Origin of the sequence: Holospora undulata HU1 (genome assembly GCF_000388175.3) — a bacterium.
GTDB classification, from domain to species: Bacteria; Pseudomonadota; Alphaproteobacteria; order Holosporales; family Holosporaceae; genus Holospora; species Holospora undulata_A.
In genome coordinates this window covers 32,632-59,427 of record NZ_ARPM03000202.1, presented here as the reverse complement: position 1 = coordinate 59,427, position 26,796 = coordinate 32,632, and the positions used below count along the sequence as shown (strand labels likewise).

The following is a 26,796-nucleotide window of genomic DNA, read 5'->3' as shown; positions in this document are numbered from 1 at the left end:
CAACTCCATCTATATTATCGGCAATTAAAAAGCTGCGTGCACTTTTAACACGTGAGGAAAAGCTCAAGTGGCTTGGCATTGTGGCATTTGCATTAACAACTTCGCTTTTGGAAGTTGTGACTGCTTCGGTTATCGTTGTGTTTGCTCAAGTTTTAAATGCGCCAGAAACGGGACTAAAATATTTGGGTAAAATTGATTTTCCCTCTGATCTATCCCCCGGGCGTGTTGTTTTTTACACTGCTATGATAGTGGGCGTAGTGTACTTGATAAAAAATATCGTTGCTGCATCTGAGATTTTCTTTCAAAATTTTTTTATTCAAAAGATGAGTTATCACTTCAAAGGCAAACTTCTTCATCGTTATGCAGGGGCGGATTACGAATTTTATTTAACGAGAAATTCTTCTCTAGGAACGCAAGTAGTGGGCCGTGATACTGAAATGGTATTTTCAAGTGGAATGGTTGCTATTGCCATTATTTTATCGGAAGGAGTGGTTTTCTTTGCTCTTATCGGTGTAATCATTTACATGAATCCTTCTTTAGCGTTCACGATATTAGGGATTGGAGGGGGGATTGCTGTGGTGATTACTAAATTTGTGTTGCCTTGGTTTTATCAATTTGGACAAAAGCTTCAAGAAACAGCTCTGTATGGAAATCAAAATCTTATTCAATTTTTTCACGCCTTCAAAGAAATTGTGCTTTTAGGAAAAGGAGAATTCTTTATTAACGCCTATCAAGTGCATTCCCTTAAAAAAGGAAAGATTCAAGCCCTTCAATCATCGCTGAATGTTTTGCCACGTATAGTTATTGAGATTTTGTTTATGGGGGGGATTGTTGTAACTATCGGAATTCTATGTTTAGATCAAGAAAGCCCTGTGCACATGCTTGGAATGCTTGGGGGGTATTTGTATTCTGGGTTTCGCTTGATGCCTGGACTCAATCGAATCATCAATCAGCTTAACATTTTTAAGTCCACGATTCCTTCCATTGAACGTGTTCATCGGGAATATATCATGATGGCTGCTAAAAAAAACTATGTTGACGTGCCTGAGTTTTCATTTGATCGAGATCTTGAGATAAAAGATCTTTCATTTAGGTATATCAATGTAGGAAAAGATGCATTGAGTGGTATCTTCTTAAAGATTAAAAAAGGTGAATTTATTGGAATTGTTGGAGAGACAGGCTCTGGAAAATCAACTCTTGTCAATCTTATTCTTGGTCTTTTACCCCCCTGCAAAGGGTTCATTTTGGTAGATGAAAAGTATCCAGTAAATTCCTATCAATGGCATGGAAAGATCGGCTACGTGCCGCAGAGTATTTATTTAACTGACGACACCATTGAAAAAAATATTGCTTTTGGTGAAACGGTAACAGATAAATTAAGATTAGATGCAGTAATTGATACGGCTCAGCTTCGTGATTTTATTGATAGTTTACCAGAAAGAGAAAAGACTTTTGTTGGAGAGCATGGTATTCGCCTTTCTGGAGGAGAACGCCAACGTATTTCTATTGCTCGAGCACTTTACCATAGTCCAGAGGTGCTTATCTTTGATGAAGCCACTTCGGCGCTGGATAATGAAACAGAGGCTCGATTGATGGAAACCATCAATACTGTCAGCAAAGATCGAACCGTTATCATGATTGCTCATCGCTTGACAACTCTGAAAAACTGTAGTCGCATCGTAGTCATGGATAAGGGAAGGGTTAAAGATATTACGGAGTATGAAAAAATGGACAATGTGTTCAATGAGGTACGTTGATAGTAATGAACTTTTCTATTGTAAATATTCAAGAAGTTTCAAAACAAGACTGGGATTCTTTTGCGTATGCTCATCCATCATCTTTTTTATGGCACACTTATGATTTCATCATGGGAAAAAATAAATGGTCGAGTCATTCTCATGAAAGCTTTGCTGTTATTGATGAGGATGAGAAGATCGTTGGAATTTTTCCTCTTTACAAAATTAGTTTTAAAAAGTATCGTTTTTTTCAGAGATCTTATTTAGATAATATAGGAGGGTGGCTTTGCCAAAGAGATGATCCTGTTTACACAAGTATACTTTTAAAAGAATATAGACGGCGCTTGAGTAAAGAAAAACAGAAAGTGGCTTGTATCAATTTCGCAACATCTTCGCTTTGCTATACTGAGGATCCTTTGTTTTTACAAGGAATTTCAAGTCATACAGCACGCATTAGTATTTTAGATCTTTCATTAGGAACGAATGTTATTTGGTCTAACATAAGAAAAGGGCATAAATCTGATATTAAAAAAGCGCAACGGTGCGGAGTAACTTTTAAAAGAGCTAGTTCGAAGGATTTGGATGTTTACTACGAAATGCATAAACACGTGTGTAAAAAGTCATCTATTCTTCCTCACAATAAGCAATATTTTGAATATATCTTTAATAGTGCTATCCCCAATAATCAGGCATTTGTAGAGATGGCATACCACGAGGGATATCCTGTTTCAGCTGTAAATTACGGAATTTATAAGGATAAGGCTGTGTATTGGACAGGAGTATCTTATGAGTCTGCCTATAAACTAGGAGCTAATCATTTTTTGCATTGGAAAATGATTCAAGAACTTCATAGCCGGGGTATCGCCTACCTAGATATGGGTGAAGTATTTTTTAAGCATTCATCCCCCAAAATTCAAGGAATTGTTAATTTTAAACAAGGGTTTGGTGGAGTTTTACGCCCGTGTTTTAAATCGATAGTGGAGAAAAAATGAAAAATACGATACTCAAAACTTCTTCATCCAAAGTTTATACCTGCAATTTAATCTATCAATCTTCAATTCATTCCTATGGATTTGACGTATCAAGACACTATTCTGCACGGCTTAAACTTAATCTTCTTTTAAAATATGTACAAAACACCTCTAAAGTTTTAGATGCGGGGTGCGCCAATGGATTATTTAGTTTTGCTATAAGCAATTTGTGCAAAGAAGTGTACGGTATAGATATCAATGAGCAATTTTTAAAGATTGCTCAAGAAAAAGCTCAAGAAGAAAAAAAAAATAACCTTAATTTTATCTTTGGAGATTTGGAAGAAATCCCTTTTGAAGAAGAGTTTTTTGATTGTTTATTTTCTTATTCTTGCCTTGTTCTAGTTGAAGATTTTTTCAAAACTCTTAAGGAATGTGCGCGTGTTGTGAAAAAAAATGGATATTTATTATTAGATATTACAGGAAAGTACAATTTATCCAAGAATTTTTGGAAAAATTACTACATCAGTAACGGGCATTACAGTTTTAATACTTTTTCTTATTCTGAGATAAAAAATTTTTGCAGCTTAAATCGGCTAAAAATTCTTGAAATACATGCTTTAGGAGTCCTTGATCAGTGGAAATATCTGCCACTTATTCCGCGATTTAGATCTAAGTTTTCATGGATAGGTAATCTCTTTCATTTTAAATCCTTTAACTTGGATTATATTTTGTCAAATTTGCCTTTTTTAAAAAACTTTGCAAACAGATGGTACCTTGTATGTCAAAAAATTTAAACAGTTATCTTGACTCTTCTTCTCCTTTTTTTTATGAAAAGTATGAACAAGATTTACGCGAATTTGAAGGGATCCCCCTTCTTGTTCGTAACTATGAACAGATTCAATCTTATATTAACCATGCTAAAATAGAAGGAAAAAAAGAATGGTATGAAGCCCCTCAAGAAGATATTTGGGCGGGTCCTTATCGCCACCATCTGTTAAAGCGAAAAAAATATGTGGAATTTGTCCTTGCCTATTACGCCACGAAAAAACCTATTCACTCCCTTTTGGATTTAGGATGTGGTGATGGAGCAAACTTTTTTTGGCTTAAGCCATATGCAAAGAATCTTTACGGATCAGACTATAATATTACACGCTTGCTAAGAGCGCGCCAACGAAGTATAGCACAGGAGGTTGTTCTTGCGGATGTGACTGATTACGGAGCAAAAGATGAGTCATTTGATGCAATCTTTTTTAATCATGTGTTAGAACATATTCCAGATGATGAGCAAGCTTTACGTGAAGTTTTTCGCATTTTGAAGAAAGATGGTGTCTGCATCCTTGGCGTCCCCAACGAAGGTGCTTTTTGGTGGCAGATGGCCTATAAATTCCAGCCAGAATCTCTTCGAATAACTGATCATGTGCATTTTTATACGGTCAAGAGTTTGTCTAAAAAAATAAAAAAAGCGGGATTTACCATCCAAGAAATAAAACCTATAGGATGGGGACTTCCTCATTGGACACTGGATTCTATGGTCAGAGGATATAAAATTATGGATGACCTTTTTGAGTTTTTTGGACGGATTTTCTTGCCCAGACAAGCTTCAAGTTTATATTTTGTAATAGGAAAATAAGCATTGAGCACTTTAGAAAATAAGATAAGAAAGCATCTTCAATCTCAATACCAAGGTATATTTTTACCTCAACAAATTGACACTCATATCAATGATTATATTGGAAATGTACAAAGCAGTTATTTAGTTCAAAAGATATCCCTTTTGGTCGATAAAGGTGCCAAGATACTTGATATTGGGTCGGGATATGGAAGTTTTGTCCTTGAAGCTGTGCATCATGGTTATGATGCTTATGGAGTTGAGATTGAAGTATTTGAGCACGAAATATCGAAGGAGCGTGCCGAAGAAAGATTAGTGGATCCGGAAAGATTTAACCTAGGATCAGCTCTCTGCTTGCCTTACCCTGATGAAAGCTTCGATATAGTCTCGTTCTGGAATGTACTTGAACATATTCCGGATTATAAGAAAGCCATACTTGAGGCTAAGCGTGTTTTAAAAACTAAAGGAAGGATGTTTATCATCGCGCCCAACTACTGTGCATTTAGAAAAGAAGCCCATTATCATGTACCTTGGGTTCCTCTATTTCCAAAGCCTTTAGCACGTTTATACTTAAGCTTTCTTGGAAGAAAAACCACTTTTTTAGATAATTGCATTTTTTACGTTACTATGTTGGGTGTAAAACATTATTTAGTGTCTCAGAATTTACATGTGTCTATAGACATCAATGAAAAAATCAGACATGGCTTTAGCTTTCACTCATCTCATATCAATAGAGTAGTTGAATTCTGTAAAAAATATCGTTTAATTGGCTTGTTAAATAAAATGATTTTCTTTTTGAAAACTCATCCTTTTACTCATTCTATTGATATAATGGCTAAAAAATGAATAAAAGACTTCTTATTATATCTTCGGATTATATTTCTGCTTGGGTTAAAAAAGGTGAAGTTATTCCGCGATATTATAATCCAGGAAATCTTTTTGATGAAGTGCATATCATGATGACGAATGATGATCGGCCAGATCCACGGTTAGTACAGCCTATGGTTGGGGATGCGAAGCTTTTTTTCTATAATTACCCTGAGCCGGATGGTTTTTTTAAAAGAACTTTGGGATGGCATCCATTTTTAATGAAGACGTGGTCTGATGGTGCCATAGAGCTAGCAAAAAAAATAACCCCCCATTTAATACGTTGCTATGGTCTTCATCTCAATACATTTTTGGGGATTATGATGAAGAAAACTCTAGGTGTTGCGTGCATCACCAGTTTGCATGGAAATCCTGATGTTGACTATTTACGTGGACGACTTGCAAAAACGTGGAAAGATAGAGTTATAGGCTTGTTTCAAGGCAAGCTAGAGAGGTATTGCTTAAAAAAGTTAGATCACGTTATTGCAGTTTATACCCCCATCGAACCTTACTTAAAAAAAAATAATGTCAAAAATTACTCTATCATTCACAATGTTGTTGGAATGAATGCAATAGAAAAGCAATATTATGATATTCAGGGGGCTTTGAAGCTTCTTTGTGTGGGAAGACAAACTTATCTTCAAAAAGACCCTACATCGATTATTAATGCTATTTCCTCCTTAGAAGGTGTTCAGCTTACGCTGATTGGAGATGGTGATTTGCATGATTCTTTGAAACAATTAGTAGATCAATTGGGATGTCAGCACCGAGTTACTTTTATACGAAGTTTAGAGAATTCTAAAATTCTAGAAATTATGCAGCAATCTGATATTTACGTGTATCATTCTATAAATTATGAAATTAGTAAAACGTGTATAGAAGCAGCCCTGGTGGGTCTTCCTGTTATTGTAAATGATAGAAATAACAATCCAGCTGAGGAACTTTGTGCTGCTGGATTTTATCTCGTGGAAGATACTCCTGAATCTTACAAAAAAGCAATTTTATTACTCTCTTTTCACCATAAAAAACGTAAGCAGCTAGCACAACACTCTCATGCTTATGCAAAAAATCATTGGTCACCTGAAGTAACCGAGTTAAAACTTATGAATCTTCACAAAAATTACATTATTTCATGAAAACCATCCATCTCATATGTGCAGCGCGCCCTAATTTTATGAAAATTGCACCGCTTTATCATGCACTTAAAAATGAACCATGGTGTGTGCCTGAAATTGTCCACACGGGACAGCATTATGATTATCAAATGTCTCAATCTTTTTTTGATGATTTTGGATTGCCGTCTGCTAATCATTATCTTGGGGGGGGAAGTGGAACGCACGCCGAACAAACAGCTCAAACGATGATAGCTTATGAAAAATTATGTTTAGAAAAAAGCAGGCCTGATCTTGTTGTGGTGGTTGGCGATGTAAATGCGACATTGGCATGTTCCATTGCCGCTAAGAAAATTCATTTACCTGTTGCCCATTTAGAAGCAGGTCTACGTAGTTTTGATAGAACAATGCCAGAGGAAATCAATCGTGTTGTGACAGATTCAATCTCTGATTGTTTCTGGACAACTTCAGAAGACGCCGATGAGAACTTAAAGAAAGAGGGCATCAATCCTGAACACATTTATTTAGTTGGAAATATTATGATTGATACCTACTGTATGATGAAAGAAAAAATTGAAAAATCTGATGCGTATAAAACTTTTGGTCTGAAAAAAAAAGAGTATATTATTTTAACTCTTCATCGCCCTGTAAACGTAGATGTCAAAGAGACATTAGAAAGTATCCTCAATACGGTAGAGCAAATTGATCTGCCTATTATTTTTCCTGTTCATCCACGCACACGAAAAAATCTTGATGTTATACACCCTTTACCTCAAAACATAACCTTATGCGAACCGTTGGGGTATGTAGATTTTATGAGTCTTGTTTCCAATTCTTCGTCTGTTATTTCAGATTCAGGAGGCATCCAAGAGGAAACAACATACCTTGGTATTCCTTGTTTTACTATGAGAAACACAACTGAACGCCCTATTACTGTCACGATGGGATCGAATCAGCTCGTTTCGGTGGATAATCTTTTAGAGAAAATAAAACACCCCCAAACAGGATCTATACCTCCTCTATGGGATGGGAAGGCGGCAGGACGGATAAAACAAGTGTTGAAAAGTGCTCTTTAACTCATACATTTTTATATACGTTTTTATGCCCATATTGACTGGAATGTATAGATTTTCTGTATGTTTCAATCAGATCGTGCCTAAGCTTGTGTTGTGTCTGGCTTCCATTGTTTTCTATAGTTTTATGGCGCTCGAGTATCTTCCCCTGATGCTCATTTCAATTACAGCAAATTATCTTCTTGGATCAGTAATAGATAGAACAAGAAAAAAAGTATGGCTCATTTCAGGCGTTGTTTTTAATCTTTCTCTAATTTTCTTCTTTAAGTATTATGACCTTGTGTTTATACACACGCTCAAAATCACAAGCATCCATTGGAATGATATTATCCCTCTTGGGATATCTTTTTATACATTCACACAAATTGCCTATCTTGTTGATACCTGGAATGGCAAAGCCCACAAAGACAAAAGCTTTATCTCTTACTTCCTATTCGTAACTTATTTTCCGCATTTAATTGCAGGACCTATTCTGCACCACAAAGACATGCTTGCACAGTTTGCAGATAAAACCCTCTACCGAACTGATTACAAGAATATTTTCCAAGGATTGATCTTTTTCGTTACTGGTCTTTCAAAAAAAATTTTACTAGCAGATAATTTGATTCCCTACGTCAAACCAGTATTCCAAGCAGTTGCGCAAGGAGAGCATGTATATCCTCTTGAATGCTGGTGTGGGATTCTAGCTTATAGCTTTCAATTATATTTTGATTTTTCTGGTTACTCGGACATGGCCATTGGGATATCGAAATTTTTCAATTTTGATCTTCCCAAAAACTTTGCATCTCCCTACAAAGCATTCAACATCATAGAATTTTGGCGTCGTTGGCATATGTCTCTATCCGCATTTTTAAGAGACTATCTTTATATACCTTTGGGTGGCAACAGAAAGGGAAAACTAAGGCGACACGCAAATCTTATAATCACCATGGCCATTGGCGGTATGTGGCACGGTGCCAACTGGACATTTTTATTCTGGGGTTTGTACCACGGGTTACTTTTGGTCGCAAATCACTTGCTATCTTCCACACGAAAAATCTCAAGGTCAATGGGGGGGGGTAAAGTAGGCTTTACATTTTTTCTCGTTCTTTTGGGTTGGGTCTTATTTCGAAGTGAAAGCCTGAGCGCAGCAATTTCATACTACAAATATCTCTTTAATGTTCAAGAGTTATTTATAATTCCTGATGGTTGGAAAAACCTTGAGCAAAAACTTCCTTTCCCTGTATCTCCTATGCCATATTTTTTTGGAAAGTCGGAGATTGCTTTTATTGCAATGTGCGCAGTCATCGCTTTCTTCTTTCCAAATTCTCAAGAAACCGTAGAGAAACACGGAAATCCCCGAATGTGGATATTAATTTCCTTATTTTTAACGTTCTTAGTCTGCTTATATAAAATGGATGACTTGAGTGAGTTTATATACTTCCAATTTTAATACGTATAAGGGACTTAGCCTATTACTGTTTGCACTGCTCACGGTCTTAGGTGTGCTTTGTGGCATTACCAACTTATATGTGGATCCTTATAATTTCTATGAAATTGATAAAACACCTTACGTATTGTCGGGGAACGAAAGGAAAATAAAAGCTTCATATTTATACTCTCATAAAAATCAGTTTCGTTCTGTGCTAATTGGCTCTTCACGAAGCTCTTACCTTGATATTGCAAGCCCCTCAAATCACAAAACTTTTAACTTTTCTGTCAGTGGTATTTCTATTAATGAGTACCTCCCATATCTTCAGTTTTTCGCCCAAACACAGGGGAATCCTGAAACTATATACTTGTCTTTGGATTTTCATGCAACCAATCTTAATAACACCTCAATTTTCTGTACTGAAGAAACTTTGGATTTTGCTACATCTTCCTTAATGAAAGCCTTAGAGTACATAAAGGTAAAAGTCGCCCATACTTCCCTTAGCATATTATTCAGCAAACCCGAGGATTACTACGACAGAGAGTTTATCAAATATAGACGAACACACCGTCCCCTTAGTGGAGAAGCCATAAAACAAACACTTGATTATTATTCTGCGTATAATCTTAAGAACTATAAATACTCTGACACTTATCTTCAGCAACTCAAAAATATTAAGTCCTCTTTTCCGAATACAAGGTTTATAGTTTTTATATGTCCCATTCATAAGTCCCTACAAAACCATCAAATATCTCTAACTGGCATGTACTCCTACAAAAGGTGGATTTCCGAAATTCAATCGATATTTGGAAAGGTTATAGATTTTAATAATGATACAAATTTAACGACTTCTTTGGACAATTTCTTTGATGCTGCACACTTCTATCCTTTCGTGGGAAAACAGGATATGTTACAGAAATTACAAAAAGCTATCTAGTTATGCCTCCATCCACTCTCTACAAAGTCATAAACCGAATCAATCCCGAATGGATGTGGAGGATTTATGCCCGCAAAGCAAAGAAGATATTGCCCCAGTCTTATCTTATTCTCTCGTTTGACTGCGATACTGAAGAAGACGTTTCAGTTGCATGTGAAGTACATTCAAAGCTTTTAGATATAGGCATTACACCTGTTTATGCTGTTCCTGGAGAGCTTTTAAAAAAAGGCGAAAAAGTTTACCGCAAAATTCATGAAAAAGGCGCTGAGTTTATTAATCATGGCGGACGAGAACATACGTATTTTGACAAAAAGCATAAAAGGCATGCAAGTTGTTTTTTCTATGATCAACAGTCGCAAGAAGAGTTAAGAAAGGATATTCTTTTAGGCCATCAAACATTACAAGATGTTTTAGGTATCACAGCCAAAGGATGGCGAACACCTCACTTTGGAACATTTCAAAAGCGTGAAGATCTTAAATTTTTGTATAGCATTTTGAATGAATTGAGCTACAGATTTTCAACATCAACAAGCCCTTTGATTGCATATCAGCATGGCCCTTTATTTAAAAAAGACGGGATTATTGAAATTCCGGTTACAGGAATATATTCAGAGCCTTTAAATATTATGGATACATGGGCCTATTTTGCAGCTCCCGATCGAACAAAGTTACCTTCTGAATATACAAAAGAAGCGCAAGAACTTGCACATTTTACAAGTAAATACCCAACACTAATTAATATTTATGGAGATCCAAGCCATATTCACGACAAACCAGAGTTTTTTGAAGCCATGGCTTTGCTTTTAAAGACCGCTCAAAATGTAAACTATACTCAACTTCTTGAGAAAACATATGAACACATACGCACTTTTTGATGATTCTTTTTTCAACATTAAACCTTGGTGGATGCCGCAAAAGCTTTATCGAATTGTCTGTCACCGATCTAACCCGAGATCAAAGGAATATATGCTAGATCTGTTGCGTGAAAAATTTCCTGATGCTGAGATCGTAGATATAAATCAGACACGTTCACCTGGGAAAATCATCTTATTATATCCTGATTCAATTGGTCTTGGCTGGAGAAAAATTGAAAGTAGGCTTATTCATAAGCACGAAGTTGAAGTTTTGAATGGGAGAAGAAGAGTATTTGAGTTTACACCATCTGTTCGAAGAATGCTTTTGCTTCGTCGTTTTCTCGAGATGACGTTTTTACCCGAAATACTTTTAACGCCTTTTGTGCTATTTTATGGAGCTTTCGTAGCCACCAAAGATAAGTTTAGAGGTTTCAAATCATGATTGATACTAAAAAAAATATTCAAAATTGGTGGGCTGAAAATCCAATGACGTATGGGGAAACCCATGGTCAAACTGCTTTTAAAGAGGGTTCCTATGAGATGGGAACGCGTGAGTTTTTTGATCGTATTGATCAAGAGTTCTATGGTTGGAATAAGCCGCTTCATAACAAAAGACCCTTTGATAAGCTTTTTCCCTATGATCACTATGAGGGGAAAAAAGTTTTAGAAATTGGGTGTGGTCTTGGAACAATGCTTATGAATTGGGCTAAAAATGGTGCAAATTGCACAGGTGTTGACCTTAATCCAACTTCAATTGAGCAAACTAAGAGACGATTTGAACTGCATGATCTTAAGGCAGATATCCGTTTAGAAGATGCTAATAATCTTCCTTTTGAGGATAATTCCTTTGATTATGTTTGGTCTTGGGGCGTGCTTCATCACTCACCTAATCTTGAGCTTTCCATCAAAGAACTTTTTCGTGTGCTCAAACCCGGTGGTGGGTTTGGTATTATGCTTTATAACCGTAAAAGCTTTTATCAATGGTACATGACAGATTATGTTGAGGGCTTTTTACATAGAGAGTCAAAATTTCTCACACCATTAGAGCTAAATAGCCGCTACGGTGATGGGCATCGTGAAGAGGGAAACCCTCATACATGGCCAGTAACAAAAAAAGAAGGCCTTGAATTGTTAAGTCCATTTAGCAAGGATGCAGACGTTCGTATTCTTGGAACAGATCTTGATTGTGTCTTAAAACTAATGACACCTGTGGTAAGTGCTTTTATCCCTAAACCAATCATTAAAGCTCTTGCCCGTAGGTGGGGGTGGAGCTTGTGGTTTCATGGCACAAAGAATCTGTAGATTATGTGCGGCATAGCAGGGATTGTTGGGAGTTTTGATCAAGCTCTAGGAACAGAGCTTATTCAAAAAATGCTATCTGTCATAGAGCATCGTGGTCCTGATTCGAATGGATATTGGTCTCGTAATGGTTTTGCCTTTGGCATGCAGCGCCTTAGTATCATCGATATTGCAGGTGGTGATCAACCTATTTGGGATAAAGAGTCAGGTGTTGGTATCGTTTTTAATGGCGAAATTTATAATTTTAAAAAAATCAGAGCTTCATTAGAAACAAGTGGTATAAAATTTCATACCCACTGTGATACAGAAGTTATTTTACAGCTTTATCTTCAAAAGGGAATTGCCGCAATTCATGATTTTGAAGGAATGTTCGGGATCTGTCTTTATGACCCAGGTATTCAAAAAGTTTTTCTTATCCGGGATCGATTAGGCGTCAAACCTTTATACTATTATCACGATCAAAAGAGTTTTGTATTTGGAAGCGAAATAAAGTCAATTCTGGAAGCCCTCCCACAAAAGCCTGAACTTAATAAACAGTCATTGTGGCATTATTTAACGCTACGCTACGTACCATTCCCAGAGACTATTTGGGAGAATGTTTGTAAATTAGAGCCAGGGCATTATTTAGAGTATGATCTAACTGCGCATACATCTACGATTTCAAAATACTGGGAAATTAATTTCTGCTCAGAAAAATCTGTTAAAACCAGAGATTACGAAAAAGAATTCGAAACCCTTTTCTTAGAAGCCGTTGAAAAGCGCTTGCTCGCCTCGGATGTGCCGGTTGGGATTCTCTTAAGTGGTGGTCTTGATTCCAGTTGTGTTGCAGCGGCGGCTGTTGAATTAGGGCACAAAAATTTTCACACCTTTTCCATTGGATTTGAAGATGGCGGACAATTTAATGAACTGCCTTACGCAAAAAAAATGGCTGAGTACATTGGTTCAAACCATCATGAAGTTATTATTTCCCAAAACCAATTTACTGACTTTATTGACGAATTTGTTTGGTATGCGGACGAGCCGCTTGCAGATTTAGCATCTATTCCTCTTTATTTTGTCTCAAAATTAGCATCCAAACATGTAAAAGTTGTCCTTTCTGGTGAAGGGGCGGATGAGACATTAGCAGGATATAATTTAGATGTTCTTGCAAAGAAATTATCATATCTAAAGCTTTTAAATTTTCTGCCATCTTGTGTTTTGAAACGCTTACCTTTTGCAATCCTTCAAAATCTTTCAACTTCTGGTTATATAAGTTTCCTTAAGGAAAATGCCACGTATATGACCAATATTTTCTCTGAGGACGAAAAGAAAAAACTTTGCCTTTTCTCTGCACAAAAGTCTTCAAGAGAATACATCAAAGATCTCTATAGAAAAAGCCGATCAAGAGAACCTATTGACCAGCTCCAACAGGCTTATTGCCAAAGCTGGCTCGTTGAAGATTTGTTGATGAAGGCTGACAAAATGAGTATGGCAACATCTTTGGAATTACGTGTACCCTTTTTAGATCATAAACTTGTGGAATGGTGTGCAACACTTCCCTTGGAATGGAAGGTCGGATCTTTAGCTCGTAGATTTACAACGAAACGAATTTTAAGGTCTTTTGCAGAAAAAAGAATTCCAAAAGAGATTATTACTCGCCCTAAACAAGGGTTCCCTGTACCTGCCTATAAGTGGATTCAGTCAGATCTTTTCGATTTTGCAAAAGAAAACCTGGAGTCAAAATCTCTAGAAACTTTTTTTCACAAAGATGAATTAAGCTCTTTGTTGCAAAAGCTTAAAGATGGAGACTTACACATCGCTCATCAAGTATGGAACCTTATTGTGTTAAGTAGATGGATAAATAAATGGAACGCTTAAATATTTTATTATTAACATATTGTTATCCACCTCAAAAGTTTCCAAGGTCCGTACAAATCAGTCATCTGGTGCAGTATTTGCGCAAAGATTTCAATATTACCGTTGTGACATCAGAACCTGAAAATGAGGGTGATCCTTCTCTTTTAAGTTTTACTCCTCTTGATAACGTCGTTTATGCGCCAAAGTCAAATTTTACAAAAATTATTGAGCGCTCTAAAGGACACCGTATCAAAAAAGAGATTTTACCTGATTTTCAGTATCTATGGCATTTCGATCTTTTTAGAAAAGCACGCGTTTTAATTGACGATTCATCGCCTGATGTGATTATTACTTTTGGTCACCCCATGTCAACGCACATTGCAGGATTAAAGCTGAAACGGAAGTTTCCTCATATCAAATGGTTGGCTCATTTTAGTGACCCATGGGTAGATAATATTTTCAATGATTATAATGCTTGGACAAAATGGATAAATAAATACTACCAAGATAGTGTTTTAAAAAGTGCGGATCGTCTAATTTTTACGTCACAAGAAACCATTGATCTTGTGACAAAGTATTACTCAGAAGAAGTGCGCAAGAAATCCATTTGTTTGCCACATATCTTTAATCAAGCTTTATACTTTCATCAATCAGACCATACAAATGAAAAAATTATACTCCGTTATATCGGAAATTTTTATGGCAACAGGCAGCCTGACAGCTTTTTGAAAGCATTAAAGCTGCTATCCCACGAACAGCGCGCACAACTTCGTGTAGAGTTTATTGGCTCTGAGGCAAAGTCGATCAAAGATATAATTAGTTTTTTTAAGCTAGAAGATACTGTTTTTACTTATCCTGCCGTAAGTTACATAAAATCTTTAGAACTCATGCATTCAGCTGATATTCTTCTTATCATTGATGCTCCTACAGAAAAAAGTCCATTTCTTCCGAGCAAGCTGATTGATTATATAGGTGCTAATAAACCTATTTTTGGAATTACCCCGCCTGGCACATCTCAAAAACTCATTGAGGAGATGGGTTTTCTTGTCGCTGATTCGAGAGATGTCTCAGATATTCCCAATAAGCTCATGCAAATGATTGAAGAGTTTTCTAAAAATAAGTCTAAAAAGGTTCCGTCAAATATAAGACATAGGTATTCAATTTCTGCTGTTGGCAAACAGATAAAAAGTATTTTAGAAAACGTTTAGAATTCAAAACATGCACCTTGCCCTTATCATATCGTCCCTCAACTCTGGCGGGGCGGAGCGAATTTTATCGGACCTTGCCAATTATTGGGTGTCAAAGGGGCATCAAGTAACGCTTGTTACCTTGGCATCACCGGATACAAAGCCTTTTTATCCTCTAGATTCAAAGGTCCGTTTGATCCAACTTGATCAAACTCAAAATGAATCCTTTTTTTTACGCGCCTTGGAAATATCCTCAGGCGCGTTTTTTGTTTAAGGAAGACGGTGAAAACCCTTAATCCAGATGTGGTGCTTTCTTTTGTGGATGTGATGAACCTCACTGCCCTTCTGGCAAGTGTGGGGCTTAAAACTCCTGTGATTGTGTCAGAGCGTACGCACCCCTTTACCATAAGATTCCTTCTCTTTATCAAGGTTTGAGGACCATTTTATATCCAAAAGCTTTTCGAGTGGTGGTACAAACGCAATCGGCAGCTGATTTTTTTAAGAATTTACGCAATCTTTTGGTCATTCCTAATGCTGTTAAAAAGCCTTCTTTGCAGAAAATCACTGCGCTCGATCAAGCAAAGCACATCATCTCTGTGGGAAGGCTATGTCCGTTTAAGGGGTTTGATACCCTCATCCAAGCCTTTGCACGACTTTATTCAAATTATCCGCATCTGCGTCTTACGATTTATGGGGAAGGTAATGAGCGAGAGCATCTGCAAAGCCTCATCAACTCTTTAAATCTTCAGGAAAGAGTCTCATTACCCGGTGCAACACAGGAGATTCATCAAAAACTTGTGGAGGCTGATTTATTTGTGTTCCCCTCTTTATACGAAGGCTTTCCCAATGCGTTAGCTGAGGCCATGTCGGCAGGCCTTCCCGTCATTGCATCAAACTGCTCTGGAAACATAGATATTGTCAGAGACGGCATGGATGGACGCCTTTTTCCCGTGGGAGATGTTCTTAAATTAGCGGCGCTGATGGAAGAGTTGGTCTGTGACCCAAACACTAGAGGGCATCTTGGTGAGGAAGCAAAAACCGTCGCTGAGCGTTTTCATCCCGACCTTATTTTTCACAAGTGGGATCAGCTCATTCGTGAGGCAACAGGGCAGATTATCTAATCCCCATGGCAAAGTTTTAGCTTATCCAGCAAATCCATGTAGTCTTGCAGCGCTGGGATCAGCGAGCTTTGCTCAGGCAGTTCGGCCACTGACTGCTCGATCTTACGCCATTCTTCTTGGGTGTAACGGGGATAAGCTGGACAGCTACTTTGCCTCTGCATTCCTACGCTTGCGCAGCCGCTCAAGCAGACCAGACTTACCCCGATCACGATAAGATTTATTTTGTTCATCCAGTTTTTCATAAGATTCCTGAAGCTCTAAATTTTCTTCTGCTTGCTTGCGTCTTAGTTGCTCTTTGCCCAGCATATACGCTAAAAATGGCTGCATTAGATCGCGCAAAGCTTGCAGCAATGCTGATATCCAAAGCGGCATCACGTTTCAAGACTTTTGATCAATTTTGGCCTGCGTGTTTTTATTCATCACGCGACCTACCACATAGGTAATCACCATGGCTGCGATGCTGGCGACTGAGGCTTCGTTAAGGTTAAGTCCCAATTCTGATGCACCTGCAACAGCAATGCTCCCGATTAAGGTTGCCCAAAATTCAGTGGTTTTAATGCCTGGTTTCATAGATTCTCTCCAATATTAAAGTTTATGCATAAGCTCCACCCTTTAAGGAACTTCGCTCGCTTGGGCTTTGTTGCTGCGAGGCCACATTCAAGTTTGAAGTGCAACGCGAGCTAAATTTTTATTAAAAATCTCTAGTGGTGTTTTCCAGCCAAGGGATTTTCTTGGTGTCGTATTGTAATTTAAAATATTCTCATCAAAGTCCTCCTCTGTAAGCTGCTGAACGTTCGTTCTTCTCGGCATGTCTCGTCGTAACCTCCCATTGGTGTTTATTTCAATCAGTTCGCGGCGATCAATGGTTAATTTGTAATAGCGGATGGATACGGTATATTTAAGCGTTGCTTTGTCCGCCGGTTTCCAATTACCTGGATCAAACTCCTTAAATTGACCCCGTAAATTCACCACCACAGCTTCAGCGTCACCGCTGCCTTGCAGTCCGCCACGAAGAGTCAGTGAAACAGCATTACCGTCTACAAGTCCAAATAAGCGAAATAACTCTGGATCATACTCAGAAAATGTGAGCTCGGCTTCCAGTTTTTCCATGCCCATATCAATGGCAACGGGAATATCCATGCCACCCGCACGGTATTCCTCAGTTTTAATGAAAAGCTTTGGCAGACTGATTTCATCAATACGTCCGGCATAACCACGACCATCAACAAAAGCGTTAAAGTTTTTAAGAATTTTTGGCAACATTAGATCAGCTCCTTAATATAATCGTTAATCAAATGGGAGCGAAAGACGATCCGCTCTGCTGGATAAGGCGGCGTGAAATCAAAGTCGAAATAGACTTTACCTTGCGTAATGTTCGCAGGCGTATTGAGCTCTGGATCGGGATAACACTGCCCGCCCAAAATAGCTCCAAGAGCTTTTAGATGAGCCAGATAGGCATTAACACTTTCCACCACATCATCCAAATAAGTTCTTGTAATATTGCGGTCCACAGCCCAAAGATGAGCACGCAGTAAACTGTCATTAATTAAATCAGCAGTTCTGCGTACCGATAAAAACGCCCATTTTGGATCACTAGAGCAACTTCTATTACCCCAAAGTCGATAGCCTTCTTGGCGAATAATCGCGGTGACTTCATTTTCGTTCAGAAAATTTGCTCGGCAATTGGTATCCCCCTAAAGTAAAATCAACAGGTCTTGCGGTGCCAACGATGCCGTATATTTCCTGATTAGACGGTGACCACCAAAAACCATTTTCATTATCGCTGCGGGCAATTAGGCCTGCTACATAAGGGCTTGGCGGCACGACTTCTTCGTGACCCGTAAAAATCTTCACCCATGGATTAACCACATAAACACGCGCATGGCCAAAATCTTTGCGCCAGGTAATGGCATCTTGATCATTGGTATTCGGTCCATCGGCAATAATGACGGCACGCAATCTGTCTGCAATAGCCAGCATGCTACTGATAACAGGATTGGCTTGATTATTGGGTCTTTGGTGCGTAAAGCCGGGCGCAATCAAAATACGAGGTGCGCTATGCACGATACTTTCAGCACTTAAAAATGCTTGAACGCCTTTGTAGTCGCCTGTTTGTGCATCAACGCCACCAATGATATTGGCAATCGTTTCTGCTTCATCTTCACCCTCTTCTACACGGACGACAATAACCATTGCCCCGATTTGATCAAAAATACCATTAATCGCCATGGGGAGTGTTCCTGTAGCGCCGAGTTTAGCGGCTTCTCTACGAGAACCCACAATCAATACGGGCTTATTCAATGGAAAAACGGTATTATCAGCATCAGGAGCAGTACCGATTAAACCTATGACAGAAGATTTGGTGGTACGTATGGTACGAGGTCCGCTTGAGATTTCAGCAACTTCAACACCATGTAAAAATTGTTCGGCCATAGCTTCCTCCTATAATTTGCTCAAATTGGTTTGGACGTCTTGCTCAAAACCATCCATAAACGTTTTAAGTTCATCAAGGGGTGTGCACGTTTCTATTTTTCGTTGAGCGCGGTCTTCAATATTTTCACAGCGTGCAATGGCTCGATCAGCTTTTCTAGATTTGGTCAAAATAAGTTGGGCCATATCGCCTACTGAGATAGAGCGAAGCTCCGCGAGTGGAGCAATAAGCTCAACATCTTTTTCATCGGGTGTTTGATTGTTTTTAACAGCGGCGATAATACTTTTTGCTGTTTTTTCTTGGATATCGTAAGAGCGTGATTTCTCATGAGAATAGCCGGCAAAAGAGCGTCTGTGATTATTCAAAATAAACCTTACAGTCTCGGTGGCTGCAAGTTTGGCATTTTTCAGAAGATCGCCTTGCATTTCGTCAGAAGAGCATTCAGCAACCGTATTGTCTTCAAGAAGCTTATAGCGTTTTTCCCAGTCAAACTCAGAAGGCGCTTTGAGCCATCCAGTCCCTTCGGGCTTTTTAGGCAAGGTTGTTGTTTCAACCTGCATTCCATTTTCAAATCGTAAATAAATTGGCATAAATAAACCTCATTTCCAAAGTTCATAAGAGTATTGAAAGCCTCGGCACTGCCAGGCTCTAAGCGTTCGGTCAACATCCACTTCTAACCCCGTTGTTAGAAAACTGCTTTTGAAGTTGTAGATGTACCAATGCATAAATTGGGTGTAGTAGTTATAGTAAGTGGTATAGTAATAGGAAGAGCTATAAAGCAGGATAGCGACCGTTTTGCCTGCAGGAATCAATACATTCGCAGATGAAGCAATGTTGGCTGTACTTGCAGCATAATTTAAATATTTGTCCATGTGACGCTGCTAATAGCAGATTTATTGGCATTTACGTTATTTGGTGTACAAACAAACACGCCTAAGCCTTCGTATCCTGAGGACCAATAGGATGATCCACCACAATAGAAAGTTCTGGTAATATCAGCATTGGTCGTGTTTTTTACAAAAACAACCCCAAGCGCTGCATAAGGATAAGTATACTCATTACTGGATACACTGTATTTGACGTACATTTCCTTATGGATAAACATCCCGTTCCTGCCCTGCAAAAAATAGAGCTGAGGCGGTCTGTAAAATCCTGCATAACTAGTGCTATACGCATGGGTTCCCGCCAAAAGCTGAAGCATGTTGTCAGCATTTGCCACGTTGTTATACCAAACACCAAGTTGTGAGGTTAAATCACCATAGCCCCAGTAATCGTTTTGACGGCTTAAAATACCAAAGAGGAATGGTAATGATCCTGGTTCAATCATATTACGCTTAGCAACTTCATTCATAATCGATGAGCCATTTGGAACGTCATTAATCGATTCAAAGTTACTGACAAGTCCTGTGAGTGTTTGAAGCTGTGTTTGGCCTGTGCTTTCAATAGCGGTGATATTTGTATCTTTGCGGGTATCCAGTAACGACAAATGCCCAGTAGTTGCTGTCTGCAGTGAACTCAACGAGCTTGCTTTAAGCGTATTAATAGCATCTAAAGAACCGGTTTTAGCGGTATCAATGGCTGCAAGAGAGTTTACTTTGCTGGCATTTAAGTCTGCCAAATGGCTATTTACTGCCTCTAAAAGCTCCTGCAGTTTTTCATCAGACATATTGACAATGTCATAAACCGTGCTTTGGCCTGCAATGGATTCTAGCGCTTTTGCAAGATAAGCCAGTTGATCAGCCGGTGCATCGATCGACAAATCTTTGAGGCGCTGATGAAGCGCATATACAGCTTCTTTAGCTATTGTCATGGTTGCTCCACAAATTCAAAAAAGTTTCAAAGGTGAAGCGGTCAAACGCCTCCTTTAATTTCTTATGTTCAGCTTCTCGTGATGAAACGTCCGCATCCACAGCAACAATAGTATCGCGAATGCGAACCACATCTTGGGATGCGATGTTATTTGGATGGGGCAGCTTATAGCCCCTTGGGCTCAGATCATTTGGCATATCAGGTAATCACAACACGTAAAGAGCGTACTTTAGGGCGATAAAGAATATTGCCGCTTAAAACCAATTTAACTCTGGTTTCAGTGGCGCTAAAACTTGAAAGAATATGGGTGCGTTCCACCCAGCTATCGCCTACGGCTTTTCCGGTTGTTAAATCCACCAACTGCCAAGTGCCGTCTGCTTTTTGGATATAGACCTTAACATCAGCAGTGCCGGTCATCAGCGCTTCATAGGTGATGCTTACTTTACTGTTGTTGCCCGCCGTAATAGCTCTTGTGATGTAATCTGCTGTTTCAGACATGTTGCCTAGAACAATTTGAATGCCAGGGTAAAGCACTGGGCTTCTGAGTGCTGAACCGCTGAGTAAAGCTTTAACACTCAAAGGACCGGTGACGCGGGCCCGCAAAGCAATTGGCAGATCATCAGATAATTTATGTTCCGTACTGTCTTGCTCTGTTAGCGTAAATTGCACGTCGGTGTCAGAGGCAACACGTTCCACATTTGCAAGAGTAATCAAATCGGAAGCGCTAGTGGCTGTCACAGAGCCTAAATCCACTGTTCTTGTATTTTCTGTAAAACGCGCACCGAGTAACCTAAAAGTGAGATCACGATTTTGATGGGGCGTCCAGGTGCTGGCATTACTTGATGAAAGAAGTACGCCTACCTGATAAGGCTGGCTTGTCACCCATCTGGCATGGGTTGCATCATATTTTCCGAGCTCTGCAACACGCACTGCAGCATCGCCATCATCGGTCAACAATACAATGGCATATTCATGACCAGCCTCAAGCCAAACAGGCTGCCAAGTTATTTGAGTAGAAGTGCCATTGATGTTGATTGAAGATGGCATGATATCGCCTTCAGCTAAAACCGTTTGGGTTGGCATACCAAGGCTGGTATCACGAATTTGCACGACCACTCTTTTAGCGCCACGATTGCTAAACCATAGATCAATGCCTCCAATATGGCGGCTTTCGCTTAAGGTAAAGGTTTGAGCAAGTGGATCAAAACGGGTTAGGACAACGGTGGTTTCATTGCGTCTGATATCGGTAATGACCGTAACGCGTCTGCGTTCTTCGGTCGTAATAATACCGCGCCCTGTATAAGTAGCTTCACCATAACTACCTTGGTTTCCGATAAACTGCACAAGCTTTGTACCGGCCGGAACATTGGCGGGAACGGTAAATTTGCCTTTGATTTTTCCGCTGTTATCTGCAATAAGTGGCATAATTCCTCCTATAAACTAACCGGTTCAACGTTAATACCGTCAAACACCAACCGAAGTTGTTCACCAGGCGCAAATCCATCTAACTCAAAGGTTTGTGTTGCTTGGCGCATAAAAGCGGCTTCACGACTTGTGCTTGAGAGCAATTCGTTAGTTTGACTCATTTGAGTACCGATCGAGACATTTTGAGTCGTGCTGGAGGTTACTCTGGATAAAACGCCACCACCAACGACAACCTGACGGGTGACCGGGCTTGAAAGCACACTAAACCTTTGCGTGATGGGGCTTGACCATGTGGTTTCAACTTCAGTCCAACGATCCACATTGAGATTAATGGCAACTTTCGCCGGAATAGGCGCAAATGCATGATATGGGTTGATTTTCATTTCTACGGTTTGAAGAAGCTGCTCTAAAACTGGCTCTAAAACTGGCTCTAAAACATAAGGTAAAAGCCATGGATCAACACCTTTACCTGCATCAGCTATATTGCCACCGATCGGAAGTACAAGCTCCCTATCCACAATTGCAGCGGTTTGGTTAATCCCCTGATCGCGCATGTCATCATCAAAAAAGGGATCAACAAAAATACCCTTTTTAGCAGCAGGTTCACGGCTATTGGCATCGTTACGCAGGCGCTCTTGAGCAATCAAATCATAAAGATCATTAATGCTTGAACGCATAGCCTCAATGTCACTCATAGGAATAGCGTGAATAGCATTATTAAAAACATCAGGTTTTGTAGCGCTGCGCCAATTTTGATAGACGTAAGCTAAAGCGAGTTGCCCGCTGGGCGCTTTAGGAACAGATGGCCTCCAAGGGGGAGCAAGTCCTTTAATGCGCCTGACGACACCTTTGGCATCGATGGTGATCAAATCATAGCACGGCATCATCCAGCTATAATCCACTAAAACGAGGGTACCAGTTACCGCTCCTCCTATCTTAAAACCATCTTCAGTGATATCTGTTGGTGTAATACGGCTACGATAGCGATACGTAATTTCATAAGAACTGCCAGGAGCAGGCTCAGCACCGGATAAAGACCAATCCACATCGCCGGAACGCAAACGATAATCAGTCCCATTCACGTAAATGGTTGTTCCTTGTTTAATTTGCATAATTTCAAGGACAGCCGTATCTGGAATAGGATCCATCACCCCTGTATACGAACCATGGGTCATCGTAATGGTTTTCTGGATCGTCACATCCACATCTAGAACTTGATGGGCAGGATTTTCATTAAGTACGAGATCCATGACCCCTTGAGCATCTGGCTGAAAGGTATGAGGTTCTGAGTCAATCGTTTGAATATCAGGGTCACTAGGAAAACGAACACGAAGGCTATGAGCGAGTTCAATCTCAAAACCATCCACATGGGCTTTACCTTCATTGATGACAAAAACTTGTTCACCGTTATCCTTGTCAAGATACCTAACGTCCATGCCGGTTACCACATAAGAGCCGTTAGATTCACGGTCATATCTGGCTAAAGCGCTATTGACCGCATCAAACTGGGGCGGCGGAGCATGTTGGATAAATGCGCCGTTTTCTACGCCATAAATGGGATAAAATTCACCCTCATGGGTAGGAGGCGCTATTCCATCAACCTGAAAATCCCAAGGGATCTCTGCTTTTAAACGGGCAGCACCGGGTTCTTGATAGTTGCGTGTACCAATAGCCGGATCACGAAGACCTGGATCTTCAAGCTCAGTCATGGTGCTTTCCACATACCACACACCGATTCTAACCGTTGCATTGGTGGGAATGGTGAAATTTGTAGACCCTATTTCGCGCACAGCACCGCGTAAATAAATAAACCCAGATTCCAAGGTTGTATTTCCGGTATCAGGGGCAACAACACAGGTGCCGCCGCGTATAACATCACCATCCCTAAAAATTGCATCACCAATGCCTTTAAGGTTATGCAGCGCATAATCTTGCATTTCATTGAGCTCTGCTGATTGCAGGCCACGGCCGGCCAAAAAGAGAGTGCGATCATATTTTTTAGCCGGATCATAGCGGTTGTAATAACTGTTAAGTGTCATAACATTGCCTCATTTGTCTTCAAATATGTATTCATTTGCTCCCATCAAAACGTCACAACAAATGAAAAAGTTTCTCGGGTAGCAGCTGTTCTGATGAGCGGGACTGGTTCCAACCATCACGCCAAGTTCACGGATGATTTGGTTGCTGGCATTATCAAAATCAAAAGTAAAGCGGAGAAAAAGATTATTCGTAGGCGTACTTGATGCCTTGAATCTGCCTGTTGGGGTAATCAAATCTCCGTCTTCATTACCTACACAAAACAAAACTTCATCAGCGGTTCTGCGACCTACTTCATTTAAAAGGGTATTTGCGGTAATTGGCTCTGGCGGCGTTGCGTAAGTGTAGGAAATCGTAACGGTAGCATTATTCTCTAAATTACCGTTTGGAAAACGTGTGATCACCCCCATCACGCTATCGACGCTATAATCGGTGCCGGCAATAAAGGTTGTGTCAGCTTGAGTAATAGACTCATCTTTCACCGGCTTATGATCTAGCTCAATTTGATTACTTGTAAAAATTTTATTGACCGTATGAGCGCTTTCCCAAGTTGGATCACCCGTTCCCCAAGCAAGATGGATCGGTTGTTGGTTAATGCTTGCAGCAATAGCTGCTCTGCCGGATTTGGTTAAAATGGCCATATGAATACCCTTTGACGCACATATCAAGTTCTAGTTAAGGGTTGTTTCACGATTGGTTCTAGATTCGTCCAAGGACGGTTTAAGTGACGATGCTCATGCCAGAGCAAGCATCCTTCATAAAGAGATGGTTCAAAATGGTCACGTTTTTGATAAGGCAAAAGCTCCAATTCACCTAACGAATCTGCCGACAAATAAGGCCATAAGAGCGTTTCAGCTAACCAGTCCGAGTGTTCTTTTGCAAAATGAGGATTAACGTCTGGCACGATCTCAGCATCGAGATTCTCAGTGTAGTTTGATGCAAAGCTTTCCAAAACTTCTTCAAAGCTTATTCGCCAAACATGTTCGGATAAAGTATCAGCGCTTAAAATAAATGTGGCACCTATCTCATGCTCAAGGCGCACGGAAAAGCAGGCGTTAATATCGCCAAGCCGCCAGCTATCGGATAAAACAATCAATGCTTTTGCAAGATGTAGAGGTGGTTCAAAATCAGGGGTGAAAGGTGATAGTGGATCAGGGTTTTGCCAAATATGCGCGCGTTCATAAATGCCGTTGTAATTACGGGTATGAGGCTCCGTCTCACCTATAAAAGCTACATCTAGCCGGTAAAGATCATCACTTAACGTACTGTTGTGATGCCTACGTGCGCTTGCAAATTTTAGTAAAACCTCTTCTGATTTAGCTTCAAACGGATTAAACCGACCAAAAGATAATACTGGGCCATCAGGCGACAGTTTTACTCCTGAATAATCAGAAAGCAGCGATCCAAATTCGCTGCTATCCAGCATAAATCGCCTGATATCATAGCGGAATTCGCTGCTATCCAGCATAAATCGCCTGATATCATAGCGGTCGTTATACATCCGCATCAGGCGAGATCTGGCCGGTGCTGATAGTTTTGCAAGGGCCACTACATTATCAACAAAGAAATCATTGGGTACATCGTGAATGCCCACCTGAAATTCAGCAAAGTGCTTTCCTGGTGGTTCTTCTTCGATATAAATATTTTCGATATTCATCCATTTTAGAGCCATGCGCAGTGAAGCAGGAGTACCACGAATCCGTTGAAACCGAACGCCATCTTGAATCGCGCGTCTTGGATCAGGAACCCAAGCTAAAATCTCACCCAGCCCATATTCATGGATCAACCATGGGAGGACACTGTCGGTAGGGTTAAATTTAAACCCTCGTATTTTACCTGGATCAACTCTAAAGCTGATAGCATCAACAAGGGCTTGTTCTTGAGGCGAACTACTTGGAGGCAGTAACATCATCACCAATCACGCCCTCCCATCGTTAGCTCTATGGAATCAAGCGCCACACATTCATGATCTAAAACAACGATATCCTCAGCCGGCTTAAGCAATTCGATGCGCTGTACGCCTTGAGCAAAAAGATGTGCAATAATCCAGCTGCGCGTTAGGTTCCACCCCAAACCTTTTGTGTCATTCAGTGCTTTGATAAAAGCAGCTTTGGCTGTCTCAATAATATCTTCCGGTGTTTCGGGATAGAGATAGATTTTAGCTTCAAGGTTAACAGGGATAATGGCGCTACTGACCACCTCAACCGTATCGGTTAAAACCCTGACATCATCACGTAAAATAACAGACCGTGCTTTTTCTAGCAGCTCTTGGCTTGGCGTGCCATCACCTTCATGGGATAAAATCGAAACTTTCACCATTCCAGGGCTTGGTGATTCAGCCCGCGCATCTTTGATGCGGATATCAGCTGAAAGTGCATGATAACAATAATGCTCACGGCTTCCTGCAGTTGACCAGCCCATGATTTTCGCCTGGATACGCCGCCTAAAAGCTTCGTCATCTTCCCCTGATTTACGCTGTACATCATAAAAAGCGGCTAAATGTTCCAAATCTGATTTAGCTGCAAAAGCCAGTAAATTAGCGCGCGGCATCATTGACCCTTTGACGTAAAAGCGGTTCGCGCCAGGCGGCAATTTCTAAAATCTTCATGGCCGGGTCGCTTTCAAGCAGCGCTGAAAATGTTGGATCAAGGCGAATCAGCTCTTGCTTCATATGCGAAAAAATCGTCTCATACTCAAGCGACTCAATAACATTCGGATTTTGTAGGCGCGTTAGATCTTGCATCATGACACCACAATCCCATCTAAGGTTATAGGCTTGCCATCTGGCAGATAAATCCCCTCTAAAATCAACGTAATATGACCTTCTTTAATAGACTCAACTTTAACGCGCTCGAGCTTAAAACGATTCTCCCATTTTTGCAGTGCCTCAGCCGTAGCTGCATATAGTTCAACGGCAAAACCGGCAGATGTCGGGCGATCAACAAGTTCGAATAGCCTAGAACCGTAATCTCTGCGCATCACACGGCTACCAATTGTGGTGGTTAAGATATCCACAATCGATTGCTTGAGATGCTCAAGGCCCGTTAATTCTTTGCCGCTTCTTCCATTCATTCCGCGCAT

Annotated in this window: 26 protein-coding genes and 3 pseudogenes; 16 read left to right on the top strand and 13 right to left on the bottom strand. The window is 40.0% G+C overall.

What is annotated here, in order from left to right; translation table 11 throughout:
• The 16 genes from K737_RS06575 to K737_RS08590 form a co-directional block, all read left to right on the top strand.
• Positions 1-1,757 (top strand): ABC transporter ATP-binding protein (locus K737_RS06575; protein ID WP_006302530.1); only part of this gene is annotated, 1,757 nt, incomplete at its 5' end.
• 5 nt (positions 1,758-1,762) lie between these two features.
• Complete coding sequence (locus K737_RS06570; RefSeq protein WP_006294516.1) at positions 1,763-2,728, top strand: lipid II:glycine glycyltransferase FemX; 966 nt, start codon at positions 1,763-1,765, stop codon at positions 2,726-2,728.
• Positions 2,725-3,501 carry a class I SAM-dependent methyltransferase gene (locus K737_RS06995; RefSeq protein ID WP_006294518.1) on the top strand — a complete coding sequence of 259 codons (777 nt, stop codon included), beginning with the start codon at positions 2,725-2,727 and terminating at the stop codon, positions 3,499-3,501. The genes K737_RS06570 and K737_RS06995 overlap by 4 nt, the downstream gene beginning before the upstream one ends.
• Positions 3,486-4,337 (top strand): class I SAM-dependent methyltransferase, encoded by an 852-nt coding sequence (locus K737_RS06560; protein ID WP_023490979.1) that lies wholly within the window; start codon positions 3,486-3,488, stop codon positions 4,335-4,337. The genes K737_RS06995 and K737_RS06560 overlap by 16 nt, the downstream gene beginning before the upstream one ends.
• A gap of 3 nt (positions 4,338-4,340) precedes the next feature.
• Positions 4,341-5,162, top strand: a complete 822-nt coding sequence (locus K737_RS06555; protein WP_006294520.1) for a class I SAM-dependent methyltransferase — start codon at positions 4,341-4,343, stop codon at positions 5,160-5,162.
• Positions 5,159-6,319, top strand: coding sequence for a glycosyltransferase (locus K737_RS06550; protein WP_006294521.1), 1,161 nt, complete (start codon positions 5,159-5,161; stop codon positions 6,317-6,319). The genes K737_RS06555 and K737_RS06550 overlap by 4 nt, the downstream gene beginning before the upstream one ends.
• Complete coding sequence (gene wecB / locus K737_RS06545; protein WP_006294522.1) at positions 6,316-7,371, top strand: non-hydrolyzing UDP-N-acetylglucosamine 2-epimerase; 1,056 nt, start codon at positions 6,316-6,318, stop codon at positions 7,369-7,371. Before K737_RS06550 ends, wecB begins: the two co-directional genes overlap by 4 nt.
• Before the next feature lie 76 nt (positions 7,372-7,447).
• A complete protein-coding gene (locus tag K737_RS06540; protein WP_161630447.1) occupies positions 7,448-8,800 on the top strand; it encodes an MBOAT family O-acyltransferase in 1,353 nt (450 codons plus the stop codon).
• Positions 8,801-8,852: 52 nt separating this feature from the next.
• Complete coding sequence (locus K737_RS06535) at positions 8,853-9,716, top strand: hypothetical protein (protein WP_152531117.1); 864 nt, start codon at positions 8,853-8,855, stop codon at positions 9,714-9,716.
• An 89-nt stretch (positions 9,717-9,805) separates the two neighbouring features.
• The gene (locus tag K737_RS06530; protein WP_235075724.1) at positions 9,806-10,591 is read left to right on the top strand and encodes a polysaccharide deacetylase family protein; all 786 of its coding nucleotides are present in this window, start codon (positions 9,806-9,808) and stop codon (positions 10,589-10,591) included.
• Between the two features lie 31 nt (positions 10,592-10,622).
• Positions 10,623-11,012: a glycine/betaine ABC transporter permease gene (locus tag K737_RS06525; RefSeq protein WP_235075736.1), complete on the top strand. Its 390-nt coding sequence runs from the start codon at positions 10,623-10,625 to the stop codon at positions 11,010-11,012.
• Entirely contained in the window at positions 11,009-11,872 is an 864-nt protein-coding gene (locus K737_RS06520) for a class I SAM-dependent methyltransferase (protein ID WP_006302526.1), read from the top strand. Before K737_RS06525 ends, K737_RS06520 begins: the two co-directional genes overlap by 4 nt.
• 3 nt (positions 11,873-11,875) lie before the next feature.
• Positions 11,876-13,726 carry an asparagine synthase (glutamine-hydrolyzing) gene (asnB, locus tag K737_RS06515; protein ID WP_006302524.1) on the top strand — a complete coding sequence of 617 codons (1,851 nt, stop codon included), beginning with the start codon at positions 11,876-11,878 and terminating at the stop codon, positions 13,724-13,726.
• Positions 13,714-14,913: a glycosyltransferase gene (locus tag K737_RS06510; RefSeq protein WP_006302521.1), complete on the top strand. Its 1,200-nt coding sequence runs from the start codon at positions 13,714-13,716 to the stop codon at positions 14,911-14,913. Before asnB ends, K737_RS06510 begins: the two co-directional genes overlap by 13 nt.
• Before the next feature lie 261 nt (positions 14,914-15,174).
• Positions 15,175-15,327 carry a hypothetical protein gene (locus tag K737_RS10160; protein ID WP_006302515.1) on the top strand — a complete coding sequence of 51 codons (153 nt, stop codon included), beginning with the start codon at positions 15,175-15,177 and terminating at the stop codon, positions 15,325-15,327.
• Complete coding sequence (locus K737_RS08590) at positions 15,324-16,013, top strand: glycosyltransferase (RefSeq protein ID WP_006302513.1); 690 nt, start codon at positions 15,324-15,326, stop codon at positions 16,011-16,013. Before K737_RS10160 ends, K737_RS08590 begins: the two co-directional genes overlap by 4 nt.
• Positions 16,014-16,157: 144 nt before the next feature.
• On the opposite strand, the gene K737_RS06500 is transcribed toward K737_RS08590, so the two are convergent.
• From K737_RS06500 to K737_RS06440, 13 genes and pseudogenes are all read right to left on the bottom strand, one after another.
• On the bottom strand, positions 16,158-16,388 hold the full coding sequence (locus K737_RS06500; RefSeq protein WP_152531124.1) for a hypothetical protein: 231 nt from the start codon (positions 16,386-16,388) through the stop codon (positions 16,158-16,160).
• A gap of 3 nt (positions 16,389-16,391) precedes the next feature.
• Entirely contained in the window at positions 16,392-16,583 is a 192-nt protein-coding gene (locus K737_RS06495; RefSeq protein ID WP_006302509.1) for a hypothetical protein, read from the bottom strand.
• A gap of 243 nt (positions 16,584-16,826) precedes the next feature.
• Positions 16,827-17,276: pseudogene (locus tag K737_RS06490) on the bottom strand (phage major tail tube protein); the annotation flags it as partial.
• A pseudogene (locus K737_RS06485) lies at positions 17,276-18,446 on the bottom strand (phage tail sheath C-terminal domain-containing protein). The pseudogenes K737_RS06490 and K737_RS06485, both read right to left, overlap by 1 nt.
• A gap of 9 nt (positions 18,447-18,455) precedes the next feature.
• Positions 18,456-19,034, bottom strand: a complete 579-nt coding sequence (locus tag K737_RS06480; protein WP_006302506.1) for a hypothetical protein — start codon at positions 19,032-19,034, stop codon at positions 18,456-18,458.
• A gap of 266 nt (positions 19,035-19,300) precedes the next feature.
• Complete coding sequence (locus K737_RS06475) at positions 19,301-20,254, bottom strand: hypothetical protein (protein WP_006302504.1); 954 nt, start codon at positions 20,252-20,254, stop codon at positions 19,301-19,303.
• Positions 20,241-20,450: a hypothetical protein gene (locus K737_RS06470; RefSeq protein WP_023491320.1), complete on the bottom strand. Its 210-nt coding sequence runs from the start codon at positions 20,448-20,450 to the stop codon at positions 20,241-20,243. Before K737_RS06470 ends, K737_RS06475 begins: the two co-directional genes overlap by 14 nt.
• A 1-nt stretch (position 20,451) precedes the next feature.
• Positions 20,452-21,678, bottom strand: coding sequence for a hypothetical protein (locus K737_RS06465; RefSeq protein ID WP_006302500.1), 1,227 nt, complete (start codon positions 21,676-21,678; stop codon positions 20,452-20,454).
• Positions 21,679-21,686: 8 nt separating this feature from the next.
• Entirely contained in the window at positions 21,687-23,717 is a 2,031-nt protein-coding gene (locus K737_RS06460; protein WP_023491318.1) for a DUF4815 domain-containing protein, read from the bottom strand.
• Positions 23,718-23,726: 9 nt separating this feature from the next.
• Complete coding sequence (locus K737_RS06455) at positions 23,727-24,356, bottom strand: hypothetical protein (protein WP_006302487.1); 630 nt, start codon at positions 24,354-24,356, stop codon at positions 23,727-23,729.
• A 23-nt stretch (positions 24,357-24,379) separates the two neighbouring features.
• The gene (locus K737_RS06450) at positions 24,380-25,627 is read right to left on the bottom strand and encodes a phage tail protein (RefSeq protein WP_006302485.1); all 1,248 of its coding nucleotides are present in this window, start codon (positions 25,625-25,627) and stop codon (positions 24,380-24,382) included.
• A pseudogene (locus K737_RS06445) lies at positions 25,627-26,458 on the bottom strand (baseplate assembly protein). The gene K737_RS06450 and the pseudogene K737_RS06445 overlap by 1 nt, the downstream one beginning before the upstream one ends.
• On the bottom strand, positions 26,458-26,796 hold the full coding sequence (locus K737_RS06440) for a GPW/gp25 family protein (RefSeq protein ID WP_006302484.1): 339 nt from the start codon (positions 26,794-26,796) through the stop codon (positions 26,458-26,460). Before K737_RS06440 ends, K737_RS06445 begins: the two are co-directional and overlap by 1 nt.